Source organism: Nocardia sp. NPDC050630, assembly GCF_044457245.1.
In the GTDB taxonomy this organism is placed as follows: Bacteria; Actinomycetota; Actinomycetes; order Mycobacteriales; family Mycobacteriaceae; genus Nocardia.
On record NZ_JBITGN010000025.1, the window covers coordinates 1 to 16020 of the forward strand.

At 65.3% G+C, this 16020-nt stretch carries 11 protein-coding genes; 1 reads left to right on the forward strand and 10 read right to left on the reverse strand.

From position 1 onward, the window contains the following. Window positions 1-1074: 1074 nt before the first annotated feature. Window positions 1075-1605: a DUF6907 domain-containing protein gene (locus ACIBG0_RS36775; protein WP_397039276.1), complete on the reverse strand. Its 531-nt coding sequence runs from the start codon at window positions 1603-1605 to the stop codon at window positions 1075-1077. A gap of 357 nt (window positions 1606-1962) precedes the next feature. Between ACIBG0_RS36775 and ACIBG0_RS36780 the strand changes: the two genes are divergently transcribed. Then, window positions 1963-2103: a hypothetical protein gene (locus tag ACIBG0_RS36780; protein WP_397039279.1), complete on the forward strand. Its 141-nt coding sequence runs from the start codon at window positions 1963-1965 to the stop codon at window positions 2101-2103. Here the strand turns inward: ACIBG0_RS36780 and dnaG are convergent. The 9 genes from dnaG to ACIBG0_RS36825 form a co-directional block, all read right to left on the reverse strand. Next, on the reverse strand, window positions 2084-4066 hold the full coding sequence (dnaG, locus tag ACIBG0_RS36785; RefSeq protein WP_397039282.1) for a DNA primase: 1983 nt from the start codon (window positions 4064-4066) through the stop codon (window positions 2084-2086). The genes ACIBG0_RS36780 and dnaG overlap by 20 nt on opposite strands. Beyond that, the gene (locus ACIBG0_RS36790; protein ID WP_397039284.1) at window positions 4063-5574 is read right to left on the reverse strand and encodes a hypothetical protein; all 1512 of its coding nucleotides are present in this window, start codon (window positions 5572-5574) and stop codon (window positions 4063-4065) included. Before ACIBG0_RS36790 ends, dnaG begins: the two co-directional genes overlap by 4 nt. A 360-nt stretch (window positions 5575-5934) precedes the next feature. Beyond that, window positions 5935-7788, reverse strand: a complete 1854-nt coding sequence (locus tag ACIBG0_RS36795; protein WP_397039287.1) for a hypothetical protein — start codon at window positions 7786-7788, stop codon at window positions 5935-5937. 201 nt (window positions 7789-7989) lie between these two features. Continuing rightward, the gene (locus ACIBG0_RS36800) at window positions 7990-9156 is read right to left on the reverse strand and encodes a hypothetical protein (RefSeq protein WP_397039289.1); all 1167 of its coding nucleotides are present in this window, start codon (window positions 9154-9156) and stop codon (window positions 7990-7992) included. Between the two features lie 69 nt (window positions 9157-9225). After that, window positions 9226-11523 carry a hypothetical protein gene (locus ACIBG0_RS36805; RefSeq protein WP_397039292.1) on the reverse strand — a complete coding sequence of 766 codons (2298 nt, stop codon included), beginning with the start codon at window positions 11521-11523 and terminating at the stop codon, window positions 9226-9228. Window positions 11524-12338: 815 nt separating this feature from the next. Next, the gene (locus tag ACIBG0_RS36810; protein ID WP_397039294.1) at window positions 12339-12830 is read right to left on the reverse strand and encodes a hypothetical protein; all 492 of its coding nucleotides are present in this window, start codon (window positions 12828-12830) and stop codon (window positions 12339-12341) included. After that, the gene (locus tag ACIBG0_RS36815) at window positions 12827-14233 is read right to left on the reverse strand and encodes a type IV secretory system conjugative DNA transfer family protein (protein WP_397039297.1); all 1407 of its coding nucleotides are present in this window, start codon (window positions 14231-14233) and stop codon (window positions 12827-12829) included. Before ACIBG0_RS36815 ends, ACIBG0_RS36810 begins: the two co-directional genes overlap by 4 nt. Beyond that, window positions 14230-14748: a hypothetical protein gene (locus ACIBG0_RS36820; protein ID WP_397039300.1), complete on the reverse strand. Its 519-nt coding sequence runs from the start codon at window positions 14746-14748 to the stop codon at window positions 14230-14232. Before ACIBG0_RS36820 ends, ACIBG0_RS36815 begins: the two co-directional genes overlap by 4 nt. Further along, on the reverse strand, window positions 14745-15728 hold the full coding sequence (locus tag ACIBG0_RS36825; protein ID WP_397039302.1) for a phosphoadenosine phosphosulfate reductase family protein: 984 nt from the start codon (window positions 15726-15728) through the stop codon (window positions 14745-14747). The genes ACIBG0_RS36820 and ACIBG0_RS36825 overlap by 4 nt, the downstream gene beginning before the upstream one ends. Window positions 15729-16020 lie beyond the last annotated feature (292 nt).

Here is a 16020-nt window from a genome sequence, read left to right on the forward strand (position 1 = left end):
CAGCCACACCCATCACCCCGTGGTCTGCGAGATCAACTGAAACCGATCGACCCCGGACTCAAAGACCGGATGGTCGCATCATCGGGGACCGGCCATACTCATATCGCTACCTCCGTAGTGCTCGGACTTGACGAAGATTCGATCAGGCCTGGCGACTTAGGTTGGTATCTGACTTGCCTCGCCTTGCTTACTACGAAGCTACGATTTGCTTTCCCGCAACTGAGTCGTGGGCTCGCCGGTAAGGACCAGTAGCCGCGAGAAACACGGCCAGGTGCCTGTAGGCGCGCTTGAGACGGTCGAAATGAGGTCCCATGCAGTGTAGATCAGCTCGTGCGAGTTGTCTCCGATTCGTGACGGCGCTTCGTCGGCAATGTTGAACGCAAGTGCGGTTCATCCGTTTGTGAATCATTTCGAGTAATTGAGGACACTTTCGAAAGTCGCGTGTTCTTCCGCGGTGGCTTGACCTTTACGCCCGCTCCGCGAGCTATTTCCCTTTCGGCAGATCGGGCGCGGGTAGTCAGTCAACCGCTTGCAGGGCTTGTCGATACACGCATGGGTGCGGCTAGGTTGTGTGGAAGTCGAAGTCGAGTGCTAGGTGTGCGCAGAGCCATAGCCATCGGTCACCCAAACTCTGCGTCCATCGGTCCCGATGGACGTCCGCTGCTTCCAGAACTCGAGCTCCACAGACCGCGACAATCAGTACGAAGTCACAGCAGCGAAGTTGCTGTAGCATGTCGGCCGCTTCGCGGTCCTTTGCGGCGGCCGGGCACCAACCCAACGGCCGGATAACAGGGCGCCTGGTGTTTGTGTGGGTTGTTGTCGGCCACGTGGGCATGGCCTCACGTTCCGGCTCCCGACGCGGGCGAGCCTGACGCGAGCTTGATGCAGTAGCGGCTCGTTGTGCTGAGGCCCGCCGAAGTCTGGGTCATCCCAGAGAGAAGGAAGGACAAACTGGCGTCCGGCCGCTGCTACGCCTTCGCCAGCTCCCGACATCGGTTACGCAACACATCCATGGTCGCACCGGTTTGCCGCGTTGATGTGCGGAATGCGACCAACTCCGGCAAGAGGACGACGTCAATTGCCGATAGCGCGGGCGACCTGAGCGAGCAGCAGACTAGCGAGTTGGGCGGCCTCGCTGACGGTCATCTCGTGGCCGCCGTCCCCCACGTCCATGACAATGGTGGTGAGTTGTTCCCCTGCCGGGCTATCTGACCGGGCGAGCCCCACACGTGTGGGATTGGCGCGGTCGGCGACGCGGATAGTTTCGTCCTCCGCGAAGTGGAAGTGCCCGCCGTCGGGTTCGTCGGGGTCGTGGTGGCGTGCACACCATGATGGGCAATTGCGTTGCTGGACTACATTCGACATCTGCCGGAGCCTCCCCTTGATCTTCTCGGCCCGAGAGATTCCCAGCGTACTACCGCTTGCCCTTTGGCTACAGACCTCCACGCCCAAAAGCCTGGCGAGTTCGCGGATGATCGCCGGGCGCTCAAACGGCTTCGAGTCGCGCAAGGCGTAGATCGAAACGGCTGTCCGCCATGCAGCGGCAGATGCAGGCTTAAATGCGGCGGCAATCGCCGTAAGGGTGGCAGCCACGATGAATTCCACTGCGTTCCGTCTCCTAGCCTCCAGCCGAGACAGAGCGGGCAAGCCCTCAGCTCGACCAGAATTCGTCTGGTTGAACCAAGGTCCTGCCTCCGGCAGTGGCGGATCTTGATTGGAAACACAGGACTCTCAGGTGACACAGCAGACATCAAGCGGCACTCCAGGGCACCTGCCGGGCGGCGCCCCTCGGGTGAATCCGAATGCGCGCGAGCCTACTGACCGCGCATAGTCAACGCAACGGCCTCGGTGGTGTGTCGGGTATTCCCCAGGGATCGACGAAACAGATTGGCCTACTGAGCTTTCCGAAACAGCTTGTCACCCTGGGCGGAGGTTTCATTCGCCGTCCAGTTCCCAAACGCCGTGACCAGCGCGGGCCGCAACAAGATCGATACCACCAACGGTGCAGCGGGCGTGCGTGCGGAGGTGCCCGAACCTGAAGAGACGCTGACCTCGATCTCTGAAGGCGCTCTTTCGATTTCGGTCAGAGCCGCGGCCTTCTGAATCGCGGGTTTGTACGGGCGGTTGCTGGTTGGTGCCTCGCGGTTCGGGCGTTGTCAGCGGCAATCTGAAATCTCGGCGCGGTTGTGGATGTCGAAGGTGAAGCAGGTGACGGCTCCGTGCGCACCGCTAATAGTTCGTGTCGGCGTTGCTCGGTCTTCTGGATTGCCGCTATCAGCTCGTGAATGCGGTCGGGATTGTCGAGCACGGAGACCGAGTCCAGTTCTCGGCGTAGTGTTTCCGCGTGCGTTTCGAGGTGTTGGGCGGTGACTATGGTGAACACGGCGCGCAGATAGGCGCCTGGTTCGGCACCTGGGATGGGTAGTGGTTCGATGATCAGTTCGGCGACCGGTGCGGTGTCGGTGCCCAGTTGTTTGGTGATGGTGTCGAGCCATATTGCGGTGTTGGCTGGCGCGGCCTGGACACCGCCGATATCGGCAATCGCTCGATACAGCCGCGAGTAGAGCGGGTGATCGAATACGCCGACGGGTACGTCGTCAAATCCGTGTTGAGCGGCAAGCACGGGATGCTGCAGGGCGGCTTGTATTGCAGTGCGCTGCCATCGAATCCGGTTGTCGCCGGGCGCGTGGGCCCGTCCGTCGGGCGCGTCCTTGGTCGGCGCGGTGGTCTCGTGGCCGTACGCGTGGTTGGGCTGTAGCGCGGCGTCGGGGTCGATGCCGATCCATCGTGCGAGTTGACGGGCGTATTCGCCACGGATGACCGGATCCGTGAGGTCGTTGAGCAGGGCGGTGCCGTGGTGCATGGCTGCGATGCGGCCTTCGACGGTGTCGATGTCGTGTTCTGTGATCGCGGCGCGCAGCACGTATCCGACCAGGGCGGTGCGTGATTGGAGCAGATCGTGCAAGCCCACGTCGCCGTCCCGCTGGCGCAGTTCGCAAGGGTCTTGGTTGTCGGGAACGATCGCGACCGAGGATCGCCCAGGTGTGGCTTTCACATGGGTCAGGGCATGTGTGGCGGCTTTGATTCCGGCGGCGTCTCCGTCGAAGCAGTAGACGATTTCGGCGCGCCATGGACTGTCGTCGTGCAGCATCCGCCGCAGGGCATAGAGGTGGTGTTCACCGAAGGCGGTGCCGCACGCGGCGATGGTGTTGGTGATTCCGGCTGCGTGCATGGCCATCACGTCGGTGTAGCCCTCCACGACGACGGCTTGGTGGGTGTCGCCGATGGGGCGGCGGGCGTGATCGATGCCGAAGAGTACCTGCGATTTCTTGTACAGCACGGTTTCGGGGGTGTTGAGGTATTTGGCTTCGACGCGGTCCTCGTCGAACAGCCGCCGCGCGCCGAAGCCGAGGACTTCACCGCTGGCATTGCGGATCGGCCAGAGCAGCCTGGCGCGGAACCGGTCGATCGGTCCGCGGCGCCCGGGCCGCGACAGTCCGGCGGCTTCCAGTTCTTGGATCGAGAATCCTTGCTGGAGCAGATGTTTGGTGAGCGCGTCCCAGGCGGTGGGTGCGAATCCGCAGCCGAAGGCGTCGACGATCCCAGCGTCGAAGTCGCGGTCGATGAGGTAGGCACGTGCGACGGCGGCATCAGTGTCGGTGTTGAGTCGTGTCTTGTAGAACTGGGCGGCGGCGGCGTTGGCGGCGATAAGCCGTTCGCGGGTGCCGCGCCGCGCCGCGGCCGAGGCGCCGCCGCCTTCGTAGCGCAGGTGGTGCCCGATGCGGTGTGCGGCCAACGCGACGGCGTCGGGGAAGTCGAGGTGCTCAATTTTCTGCAGGAAAGTGAACACGTCGCCGCCTTGTCCGCAACCGAAGCAGTGGAACAGGCCACGGTCGGGGCGCACGTGGAACGACGGGGTTTCTTCGACGTGGAAGGGGCACAACCCTTTGAGGCTGTCAGCTCCGGCCGGTCGCAGCTCGACGTAGGCGCCGATGACGGTGTCGATCAACGATCCCTCTCGCACCGCAGCGATTTCGCGGTCGGGGATGCGCCCGGCCCGAGTCATAGTCGTGGCTTCCGGACCCGGGGCTGCGGTGGAAGCACATTTCGGGCGGCCCGGCTGGAGGCATCGGTCAGGCGCGGTGGTGTTCGCCTGGGCCGGATGGACTTTGGCGGTGTGCGGGTGGGTGAGATATGGACGGTTTCGATGCGAGGTCCGTCGTAGTGCACGCTGAGGACCTTCTCGACGTACACCCGGGTGTTGTTGAAGGGGTGATGGTTTCGTGCATGCTCCATCGCGGATTCGAGGTCGCGGCGGATGGCGGTTTCCCTGCCGTAGTTGTTGATCGCGTTGCGGAAGGTGATGATGAAGTCGCCAGGTTCGACGCGCTGCGGGCCTTTGCTGATGCGTGTGGCCAGGCGGCGCAGGCGTCGTGCGTCGCGGGTGAGGTTGCTGCTGCGCCGGTGAGCCATTTGGTCGTCGCCGACCGCCGCGCCGGCGCGGGCGGCAACGATGGAGTCGAAAGTGTCGGCGCGGGCGCGCAGTGTGGTTGCGATGGAGTCGATGCGCGCTCGCATGCCGATGCTGGTGTCGGCGTGGGCAGCTGGGCTCAGCAGGGTGTCGACGTCAAGCCCGCAGCGGGCGACGATGTGGGAGAGGTTATCCAGGCGGTCGACGGCCGCGCGATACAGCTCATGTGTGATGCGCAGATCGCCGTCGATCCGGTCCACACCCTGCCACCCGCGGTTGTAGGTCTCGGCGCGGTAGAGGCCATCACGACGATGTTGAAGTCCGAGTCCGGCGGCACGCCATTCCGCGATCCTGCCGAGCGCGATCTGGGCGGCATCGGCGAAGGTAGGTGCGGTGGGATATGCCCAGCGAGGATTGCCCCGAACCTCGTAGGCGCAGCCCTCGATGGCGACGGTAACCGCTCGTCCTGCGTAGACGAAGTAGCGCGTGTTGGGGTCAGTGCTGTCGTGCACACTGACATCACCGGGCATCTGTATCCCGGTCAGGTCGAAGGGGTCCAAGCCGTATCGCCAGTCCTCGAAGTTCGACAACCGTTGGGGCAGTACCGCATCCGCATCGGTACGTAGCCGATCGATCTGTTGGAGCAGACCATATTTCTCGTGGCCTGCCATGGTGGGCTGGCTGGCGAGGAACCGCTGGATGTGTTGTTGCTGGGCCACGATGAGTTGGAAGAGCGCGTCCTGGTCTTGCGGTGCGGTCTCGTCGCGGACGACCCAGGTCAGCTGATACAGCCGCGCCAGGTCATCGAGTGTGGGTGGAGTGATGTCGGGATCACCGTGGCTGTCGATGACAGCGCGAGTGCGCGCGGCGATGTCGGCGACGCTCGGCCAGCGATACAGCGGGTCATGCTCGGTGTCGGGCGCGTCGATGATCTCGGCGATGACCGCATCAACGGCATCGCGTTGCTCGGGCACGGTTGCCACGAGTTCGACCAGCCGAGCCCACGCCCCGTCGAGGTCGAGTTGAAGCTGGGCATGGAATTCCGAGGTCAGATCCGCGAATTCGGCAAGGAGGCGCTGATATTGGTCGATGGCGATCCGCATATCCCCTAGGACGAACCCGGAGCTCGGTGCCCAGGTTGGGGCAGATGGTGAAGGTTCAGGCCCAGCGGGTGTGGGTGTGGTCATCAGCGATGCCTCCTGATCGCCACGAATCTCACTGGGGTCGGTGCGATCGGATAGTGAAGCTGGACTGGGCGAATCAGAGCGTGCTGCTCCAGTGCGGTATCGGAGGCGGCGTGGTGGACGGCGGTCCGATCGCCGCGTTCGACCAATTCCGCCGGCTGAGCGACGGTTCCTGCATCGGGGTGCGCGGTGTCGCGGCACGCAAACGCGGGTGTCGTCATCGTGGGTGCCTCCCTTGTCGAATCATGTTGTCTGACAATCCAATTTCGTTAGTCGACTTCAGGTCCCGAGGCGACGCGGGCCCTGAGCTCTGGTGGGCAGACTTGCTCGGATGCCGCGCCTTTGTTGTGGGGTCCAGGCGATCGCGGCCGGTTGTGGTGGTGCGGGTGCCTGGGCGGTGGCGTTGTGTGCGGGCTGGCTGACTCGGTCCAGCGCCGTGGTGCGGGGTGGGCTGTTCCCGGCGGTGGTTGTGGGCGTGGTGGTTGCCGTGGCGCTGGAGGTGACGGGGGTGGCGTGGCGGATCGTGTCGAGGTGCGCGCGCGTGACATCGACCAATGCTTGGGCGTGTGCGAGCTGGGATTCCAGCTCGGCGAGCTGTTGTGCTGCGGCGGGTGTGACGGGGAAGTGATCGACGAGCTCTTCCACGGTGGTGAAGTAGCGGGTGTTGTCGCTCAGGTCGGTGGGTATGGCGCTCCATGCGGTGAGGAACCACGGTCCGAGCTCGTCGTCGGACCAGGACCCGGCGGTGAAGTGGAGGTCCTTGGATTCCGGTGGGGTCACATCGACGCGTCCGGCCGCGCGCAGGGTATCGAGTTGCTCGTTGAGGTGGGTGAGGCGTTGATCGAGGAACGACACCTCGGCGCGGGGCTCGCGGAATAGGCGTTGCCGCGCGTCGATGTCGTTGATGTGGCGATCGGCGTGGGGAAGGCCTGCCGCGTAGGCGAATTCGATGATCTGATGGCGCAGGTTGTCGTGGTGGATGATGGTCTCGAATGCCACCGACGCGCGTCGTGGGTCGTTGAGTTGACCGGTGGCCCGGCTGTATTGCGACAGCATGTCCTGCAGCTGTCGGTTGTCGGTGCTGTAGTCGCCGGTGGGAGCCGGCGCGGCCTCGGCGTGGGCCAGCAGTTGCAGGTGTCGGGTGAATTCGGCGGCGGGCATCGCTTCGATCTGCGTGCACAGGCGTTGTTCTCCGGTGGCTGGGTCGACCCGGAAGACGGTGGCGTGCACGAGTTCGTCGGGCCCCGATCGTTCGGCCATCTCGGCGAGCCAGTGCCGGGTTTCGGTCTCGCTGGCCCGAGACGTCGCCTCTGACCGTCGCGTCCCTGCGGCGAAACGGACCGAATAGGGGTATGGGGGTTCGTCGGTCATCAGTCGCCGCCACACCCGCAGTTCATCGACCTGATCGGCGAGTTGAGCCCCGGTGATCGAGCGCGGGATCGGGATGTGCGGGCCGTCGCCGGGTGGGTCCAGCAGCGCCAGCAGATCGGCCTCGGAGCGGTCGGTGAGGTCGAGGTCGGTGCGCGCCCAATCCAGGACACATCGCTGTTCGAAACGACTCAACCCTGACGCGCCGGAAACGAACGCTCGGTCGAGGGCTTGGTAGGCGTGTGTCAGCGCAAGCCCGTTCAGCGGGGTGTCGGGGTGGGTCAGGCCAACCCGGATGCGGGTGCGGATTTCAGCGTCGGCGGCGCGTAGATACCGGTAGCGATCCACCAATTCCGCGGTCGATTCGAACCGCTGCTTGCGCACACTGGCGATGATCGCTACGGAGGTCTCGACCTCCGACGGCGTGACGGTGGTGAATCCCTCGATGTGGTCAGCCAGTGAGATGGCTTCGGTGAGGCGCAGTTCGCGCAGCCACTCACCGAACGCGTGACGTCGATCCCCGACCAGCACCCCGAGGGTGTGGCGTTCGTAAGCACGCGAATCCGCTAGTGGCAGCAAGGTTTCGTCGAGCCGGTCCAAGATGTAGAGGTCGCGGCGAACCGCCACATCACCATAGACGTCAACGGGGTCGGCGTGGTATTCGCGCAGTATTTGCCGAGCTGCATCCAGAACTTCGGAATCGCTGGGTATCGGTCGCCGGGAGATGCGACCGAACTGGTTCGCGGGTGCGGAGGGCTCGGTCACGATGGCGTCCTTGCCAGGGTTGGGGAGCGCCCGGTCGATGGCGGTGCGAGGGGCGCGGGAAGCGAGCGGTGGATGCGGGTTGATGGTTCTGCCATGTGGTTGCTCCTGTTTCCGAGAAGAGGGGACGGTGATCAGCTACGGCTGTAGGGGGCTGTTTTGGTGGTGGCGGTCGCCGCGTGCCCGCACGGCGCTAGTTCGGGTTCACGGGGGTCGGTCGGTGTCGGCGAAGGACCCGCGAAGGTGGATGCCTAGCGGGGCGTCGGCGGCGAGGAGTTGCGCGGTGACGATCCCGGTGTGCTCGGCAATGCTGGGTTCGGTGAGCATGGCGGTGATTTCGCGGCGACGTTGCTGGTGGCTGTACAGACGGGTCTGCCAGTGCGGGTCGGTGCCGAGGTCGATGGGGTTTTGGCTCGTGGCGAGGTCGAGAAGTGTTGCGGCGCTGTGGCGGTAGTCGGCGACCAACGCGGTCAGCAGTCGTTCGTCGAGTTCGGGGATGCCCAGTAGGTAAGTGCCGTCGAAGTCGGTGACAGCCAGGAGTTCGTCCTGGATCGAGGTGGCGGTGCCGGTGACCGTATACACCGCGACGTGCGGGTCGGTGCGGGTGTCGATAACCTCGGCATGCAGCGCGGCCGGGTCGGCGCCGTTGGCGGGTGTGGCTTCGGAACCGAGTGTGTGGATGAGGTATTCGCGGGCATGGCGAGCACTGGCGAAGCGTTCATCGGCGAGGCGGCGCACGGTTGCCAGGACCGGGACAGATTCAGGGTGCCCGGTGGTGACGCGGTCGATGACCGCCCGAAAGGCGCCGTCGTCACATATCAAGCGGGTCAGGTCGGCCCGGTGTAGCCGGATGCTGGCGTGTTCGTGGGCAGCGGTGGAGATCGCTCCCGTGGCCAGCACGGCACCGATGTCGTTGCGCAGCACCGCGCGATAGCGGTACAGAATGGGATCGGAGTTGCTGCGCAGCTGTGCGAGGCACCATTCGTATTCCTCGATGAGGGAGAACAAGACCTTCCCGTCGGTGCCGCAGTGGCCGGTGACCGGAGAACAATCGGGGCGGACATCGGCCAGCACCGTCAACGTGGCCACGACATCGAGGGCTGGCCCGCACGCCTCATAGATCCCCGGGCGCGCCAGGCGATCGCCATCCATTTCGTCGATCGTGGCGCGACGCGGTGTGCTCGGTGAACGGTCGCCGGCGTGACAGCTGTGGTGCTGCAGCCAGCGCCGCGCCAACCACGTGGTAGCGAAGCGCTCGCTGTGCTCGGTTTGCACCCATGTGTAGGTGGGGTCGAGGGTTTGCAGCAGCGCGCGGTAGCGGCCGCCGCGCTGACTCGGAGGGCACCACCGGTGCAGGATCGTTTCTGCCACAGGCGATGTCGGTAGGTCTGCGCGGATGTCGGTCACAGGGTGTCCTTCGCTGACGATGCCTGACGCGGCTCAGGCCCGGGTGTGTTGATTGGTGTCGGGCCGGACGCGGAAGTGCTGCTGCCAGAACTTTTTGCTGCGTTGGGCTCGGTTGTAGGTGCGCTGCCGCGTCGTGCGCGTGTCCGATCCCGACGCCGATGAGGTCGAGGGGTGCTCGGAGGTGTTGGGCGATGGGCCTTGTGTGCGCGGATGCTCGGTGGCGGATACGGCGCGTTCGGCCCAGCGTGCGCGGCGATCGCTGCCCTTGACGGCGTGCGCGGCCGCGTCGCGGGCGTGGTTGTCGATGGTGCTGCGGATCTCGGAGCGGATGGGGTGCTCAGCTCCGGCCGCGACGAGGTGCTGGCCGAGGGTGTCCATGGCGGCCTGATAGTCGCGCAGCAGCCGGTCGCGGCGGCCCGTACCGGCGGCGACCGCTTCGATGATCTCGCTGAGTTGTTGTAGTGAGGCGGTGACGGCTTCGTGGTCGGGGGTTATGAGCACGCCGGTGTCTGCGAGCATCGCGGTGAACCGCCGCGCGACGCGGTCTGGCCGTTGCGCGAACCGCGGGTTGGGCATATCGGTGTGAATGAATGTCGCGATCCGGTCGCGGGTGTCTTCGTCGACGCCTAGATCGCTCAGGTGTTGGCCCAGCTTGTCGGCGGCACTGAAGTACTGGTCGCGGCGCTGCTCGACGGGTCCGGTTTCTTCGCGACACGCGTCGAGCATCGTTTGCAGGGGTGCGCGCACAGTAAAAGGCAGCCAGGCCATCTCCGGTGGATCGGTGGGGGCGAATACCTTGGCATTGTCGAGGGTTTCGGTGACTCGGGCGAGCGCGGTGGCGGCGATCTCGCGTCCTCGGGCGCGGTGCAGGTATTCATCGGCGCTGCGTTTGGAGCTTTCCTCCACCCACAGCAGTGTGGGCAGTTCGGTTTTGCCGGTGTCGATGTCATAGAGGACCGCGCGGATCTGCGTGCGTTCGATCGGCGCCAGCCCGGGACCGTGGTCGGCGAGGTCGAGTAGTTGGTGACGCTGGATGCGCAACGCATCGGTGAGCTGGTGCATATCGTCGGTGATGGTGAGCGTCAGGTCGTCGCAGAGAGCGTCGGCGATGCCGTGCAGCTTCTTGATGTTGGCGAGGTACTCGCGCAACTGGCCGGTCAACTCCGCGCGATCCACACCCACCGCATCCGCCCTCGCGGATGAGGCTTCATCGACCGCATCCGGGCGCGGTGGCTGGGCAGGGTTGGGGGCGTCGGCGCGTGCGGAATCCGCTACAGCGGCCGGCGGTCGGGTGGGAGGCCCCGAATTGTCTTGGGGCAGTGTTGCATCCGGACCCGCTCCCCCATCACGGGGCGCTGCTTGGGGACTTCCGCCGCCTTCGCTCGGGAAGGACCCCGCTGCTGGATCTGATCGCGACGCAGAGGTCGAGGCTGAGGGAGCCTGCGTCACAGGCTGTTCGGGCTGCCCGCTGGTCGGTGATGGTGTGGTGGCCGGATCGGCTGCGTAGGAAGCGGTCGCGGGGTTCGGTGAGGGTTGCGCCGCGGGGGTCGGCACGAATACCGGTGCTGTGTCGAGCAGGTCGACACTGTGGTGGTGTTGGTCGCCGACGCGGGCGGTGAGGTAGTCGACCAGGAACAGGGCTTCGGCGCGGTCGTGGTCGCTGAGTGGGGTGTTCTCGAGGTGGGCTCCCAACTCGTCGCGGCGTTGCGCGATCGCTGCCGGGGTCAGTGCGGTGGAGTCCATGTGAGGTCCCGACCAGGCGGTGACGAGCTCGTTGACTTGGGATTGGACGGGGGCCGGTAGCGGGGACAGGGTGATCAGGGTGGTGACCGCGGCGGCCGCTGATTGCTGGCGCAGCCAGGTTGCGTTGTCTTCCATCGCGGTCTGGATGTCGCTGGCGGGGTAGTCGGGGTCCACGGTGAGGGTGCGCCCGGAGGGGTTGATCTTGAGCCCGAATTCGCGGTCATAGAACTCCACGAGGTCTTCGAGAGCCTTCGCGGCGATCGGTGAACTGTCACTCCAGGTCAGCGCGTCGACCAACGCGGCGGCGATGTATTCGCGCGGCGCAGCGAAACTCAACCCCCGAAGCCGTGTCTCGGCGGCTGCGCGCTGGGCGGTGACCTTCTCGGCGTGGCGCGCCAACGCGGCGTCGTCACCGTCGGGGATGCGGCTGAGGGCTTCTTGTCGCTCGCGGATCTGTCGGGCGGCGCGGTTCATCGCCAGCGCGACGAGCAGGTAGGCGAGCCGCTGGACCAAGCCCACGGCTTGGCTGCGCCGGGGTTCACCTGGCGAACTACTGGGGGTGGCCGAGGGGGCGGCTTCAGATGCCATCGTGGGTTCCTTCCGGGGCTAGGTCCTGAGCAGTAGCAGCAGGCGCGGCGGGGTCGATGTAGGACTCGGCGCGTGGCCAGCGACGTGCAAGTCGACACAGCCGCCACCGCCGACCGCGCTGCGGCGGCCGCAGGCGGCGGAGTTCCGTTGTCGAGGAAGCGGATTCGCTGGGCTGCCGCCCGGTACCGATCGAGATCGGTGATGGCCTCGCACACCGGAGCGTGTAGGAGCTGGTGTATTGCTGCGGCGTTGCGGCGTGCCTGCTGGCGGTGATGGGTCTGGACGCGACGACAGCCCAGAATCCTTGTTCGGCCCGCGGGGCCGTCGAAGCGGCTGAAGGGCTCGACTGTGTCGATAAATCTTGGTGATCGATGCACGAGGAGTCGCGGGTAGCGAATGCCGAATGTCTCGCAGGAAAGGCACCGATGTCGTAGTGGCACAGGGGCATTGGGATCGGCGGCCACCAGGTCGCCACGGCGGAGGGGACGCCGCGACGGAGTTCCTGGTGGCCGCCGGGGTGGCGGACCGCGACCAGGCGGCGCGCATGCGCTGGTGGCTGTACGCATCGCAGCGCGGATCGTCGGGTCCGCGGCCTGGTCGCACGCTGCCACGTCCTGCCGCTGTCGCGACAGGTGAGGTGAGCGCGTGCGTGGTCATCGATATCTATCCGTCCGCGCCCTCTGCCCAAGTCTTGGTTGCCAGGTCTTCCGACCATGCGACCCCGCCGAAGTCCACACATGGGCGGTCATCGGCTGTCAGTGGATGCGAGTGAGCTTGTCCGTGACGTAGGCGAGCGGCCATCTTTTCCGACACCGTCATCGGCTCCCCACCGCCGATCCGGAGGCCGGCGCGCCGGTGTTCGAGCGTCGACCGACATCATCGGTGACGAACTGATCCATCTCCGGGTCGACCACTATGGCTTGCGGTTTGACGTGGGCGCAGCCGTCGCGGGTGCAGTCGGCCATCATCCTCGCCAATGCGTCCAGGCTCGAACGCAGCCACTGGGTGTGCCAGGCGGTCAGATCTTCGCGGTAGGTCTCCGCCGATTCTGGATCGGTCCGATAGACCGCCTTGTGCGAGACCATCAGCGCGGTCAACTCTTCACGGGCAGGCCGATGCCGGTACCAGCACGGCTTGATCTTGGTGTCGGTTTGGTAGGTCGCGCGCAACCAGTTCACCCACTCGATCAGTTCCTTCCACAGGTCTCGTGCATCGTGTGAGTCGAGTTCGTCCCAGGAGAACCGGCACGGCACCAGTTGGGTTGCGGCGCTGCCGGTTTCGGAAGTCGATGTTTCGGCGCTGGTCATTGCTTGCCTTTGCTGAGGATGGTGGATTGTTCGTGTCGGTACTTCGTTGGCACGCGGCCGGAGGTGATGACGGTGTCGAACTCGCGAAGTGATGCCTCCACGCGCCGCTTCGTTTCCGGCACCTGCCACACCGTGGGTAGCTGGACTTTCATCGGGCGGGCGTTGCGGTAGAGCAGCAGCGCCTCGTCGGTGTCCATTTCCCGCAGCTCGGCGGCGGTCATCACCGGTTCATCGTGCAGCTGGTAGGCGGGGCTGCCGCGGCCGATGGTGGCCCGCCATTCCTTGCGATTGCCGATGAGCCGCGAGATTTCGCCGAGTTCGTCACCACGCATCCCGGGCAGGATCAGCAGCGCCGGTGCCGAGTAGGCCAGCATCAATCCGCCATGGTCGCCCCACCGCTGTTGGTTCTGTCGTTGGTTGTGCGCGAACGCCCACGTCGTTATCCCGCGGCCGCCGGAATCGGAGAAGATCGCGGGCAGGTCCGGGATCGGCGCGACGTTGTTCACCTCGTCCAAGACCAGCCGCACGGGCGGATCGAGCCGCCCAGAGGGGTGCTTCTGCGACGCGCGGTCAGCGATGTGGTGGACCTCGGCGGCCAGCGCGGCAACGAAGGGCGCCATCGATCCTGATGTTCCTTTGGACACCAAGTAGAGGGTGTTTCGCCGGGTGGGATCGAGAACAAACGGCGCGATGTCGAAGGATTCGTCTTGGGGCACATCGATAGCCGACATGAGCTTCGGCGATGCGAGTGGTTCGAGAAGCCTTGCCGCTGCGGCGATGACATCATCAGAGGATTCCGAGGCCGAGTCGAGGATCTGTTCGAGCTCTGCGGCCCAATCCGGCAGAGTGCGGGCCAGGATCTCGCGCGCAACGGTGGTCGTGCGCGAGGACACCCACTTGCGGACCTCACGAATGCGGATCTTCTCCACGGCACCGGCGTGCAGATAGCAACGCAGCAAAGTGGCAGCCTTCGCCTCGAAGTAGCCGGAGTTCCGCGCTCCTTCCATCGGCATCGCCCTGGCCATCGCGGCTGCCCGCCGGATCGCGGTGTCGGGATCTTCGCAACCCGCCAAGACCGACCAGCGGATCCGTGCAGGCCAGCCGGTGAGGTCTTCGGGATCGAAGACCGCCACCGCGCCGACGTCGGCGCGGTCGGCGATGGTGGCACCGAGGACATCACGACTCTTGGTGGTCGTGGCCAGCACGAATCCTGGTGCGCCATCGACGAGTTGGTAGGCGATTCGCCAGGTTTTGCCCGATCCGGTAGGGCCTTCGACCAGGACGGCGTCACGATGCTGCAGATAGACCATCTCACGGGGGTTCTCGACCAGCGCCCCGAGAGCGACCGCCATTCTCGTGGGGTCCAGCCGACGCCGAGAGGTGAAACGTGGCAGCGGGCTCATCGCCTCCACCTGCCTGATAGCCGCTTTGGCAACGGGAGTTGGCTACGGTCGGCGAGTTCGGGGAACTCGTTGACGGCCTTGTCGACCGCGCTTCGCCCATCCAAGCCGGCGCGACGCAGATCCGAGCCGGTGGCCATCCCAGAGCGCTTGCGACGGTGTCGGCGGCGCATATCGTATTCGGCTCGCAGGATCGCCATTGCGGAGGCGACGCCGACAGCGACCAGCATCATGCACGTCCAGGTCAGCCACGCTGGCCCCGGTCGTGGGTCGCTCGGCCATGCAGCGGCCGGATCGGCGGGGTTGTCGAGCAGTGCCCTGATCGTGTGGCCGATGCCGTGCCACCCGGGGGCGGGAATACCGTGCCCCGACAGGACACCCGATAGGGCTCCGCCGCCGAGAATGCCTGCCAGCGCGACTACGCCGAGGAATACGGACAGCTCCATGCCCGCAGGGAGCAGAGATCGCTCGCGCACAGGCGCGATCGGCATGTCTTCGCGGGAATCTCGGTCTCTCACTGGCTCCTCCTAGGAGGCCGGGCGCCGCCATGATCTGCTGCGCGGACACGTCGAGGATCGGCATTCGCCGCGTCATGTCCTGCGGTGCACGACGATTGGTGCGACTGGGCTGATGCGGTGTCCTTCGCGCTCGGATCGACCCGCGTGAGACCGCAAGTGCCGCATAGCCGCCCAGACCGTGACCGCCGACCACTGCCATGCCCCCATCGGTTGTAGGGTGCACGGTGCCCAGCGGCAGTCACCGCTGCGGCAATGTCGTCGAGCTCGGCGCCGGTGTCGGGGTACCACCACCGAATCTCTTCCAGCTCGCCAGGTTTCGCGAAAGCTCCGCACAAGCAGTCCCCAGACATGTGCAGTGCTGCGCTTACCGGGTTCCGAGGAACATCGCCGTGGACTTGCCGGTAGGTGTTCAAGTCCAATGTGGTCCAGTTGGCCAGCGGTGAGGCCCAAATAACCGAATCGACCCGCTCATACAAAGGGATATCAGCGCGTCTGGCGGACTCTTGACGGCGTCGTCCCGCGATGAACAGAACCCGCTCTTTGCGACCGTCGGTGACCAGCTTTCGCCTGGCCTGCCGCAGCCCGCGTTCCTTCAACCGCTGATACATCAGCAGATGCATGGCCGGGCCCGGGAAGCCCCGTTCGATCACCAGCTGCCGGTAGGTCTGGGGCGGGTACTCCTCGATCAGCGGCAAACCCCACTCGGTGCAGGTGTCGCGCACGAACTGGTGGGTTTCCTTGACACCGATAGTCGTGTTGCAGTGGATCGCATGTGTCACCCGATGGCGAACCATGTGCGCGAGGACCGTCGAATCGTTTCCGCCGGAGAACAACACACACCTCGCCACCAAACGGCGATCACCGAGATGGGTGTCGAGCGCGGCGGCCAGAATCGAATCCGACTGTTCACGCAATGCGATTACTCGCCGAATCCGGTCCGCCGGACCAAGACTCGCCACATCCTCGATCGGTGTAGGCACATCAAGCCCCGGAACGAGCGGGTCGCAGCGCCCAGGTGAATATCGCTGATCAGCAGTACCGAGTACGACCACATCCGTGGCGCTCGCCCGCCTTCGGATGGGTCTGGTGTCTCTGCCCCGGACGCGCGCTCTGCCCGGGGGACCGGCTGCGGGTGCTCCGCTGCGCCCGCGTGGGCGATTGAACGGCTCTTGCTGTCTGTCCCTTTTCACAGCGTTTGCCGATCTCGACCGGCGCGTGCGTGTGTTCCTGGCGTCTGGGCGCTTCCTCGATGCCGGTGTGCGTCCGGAATGT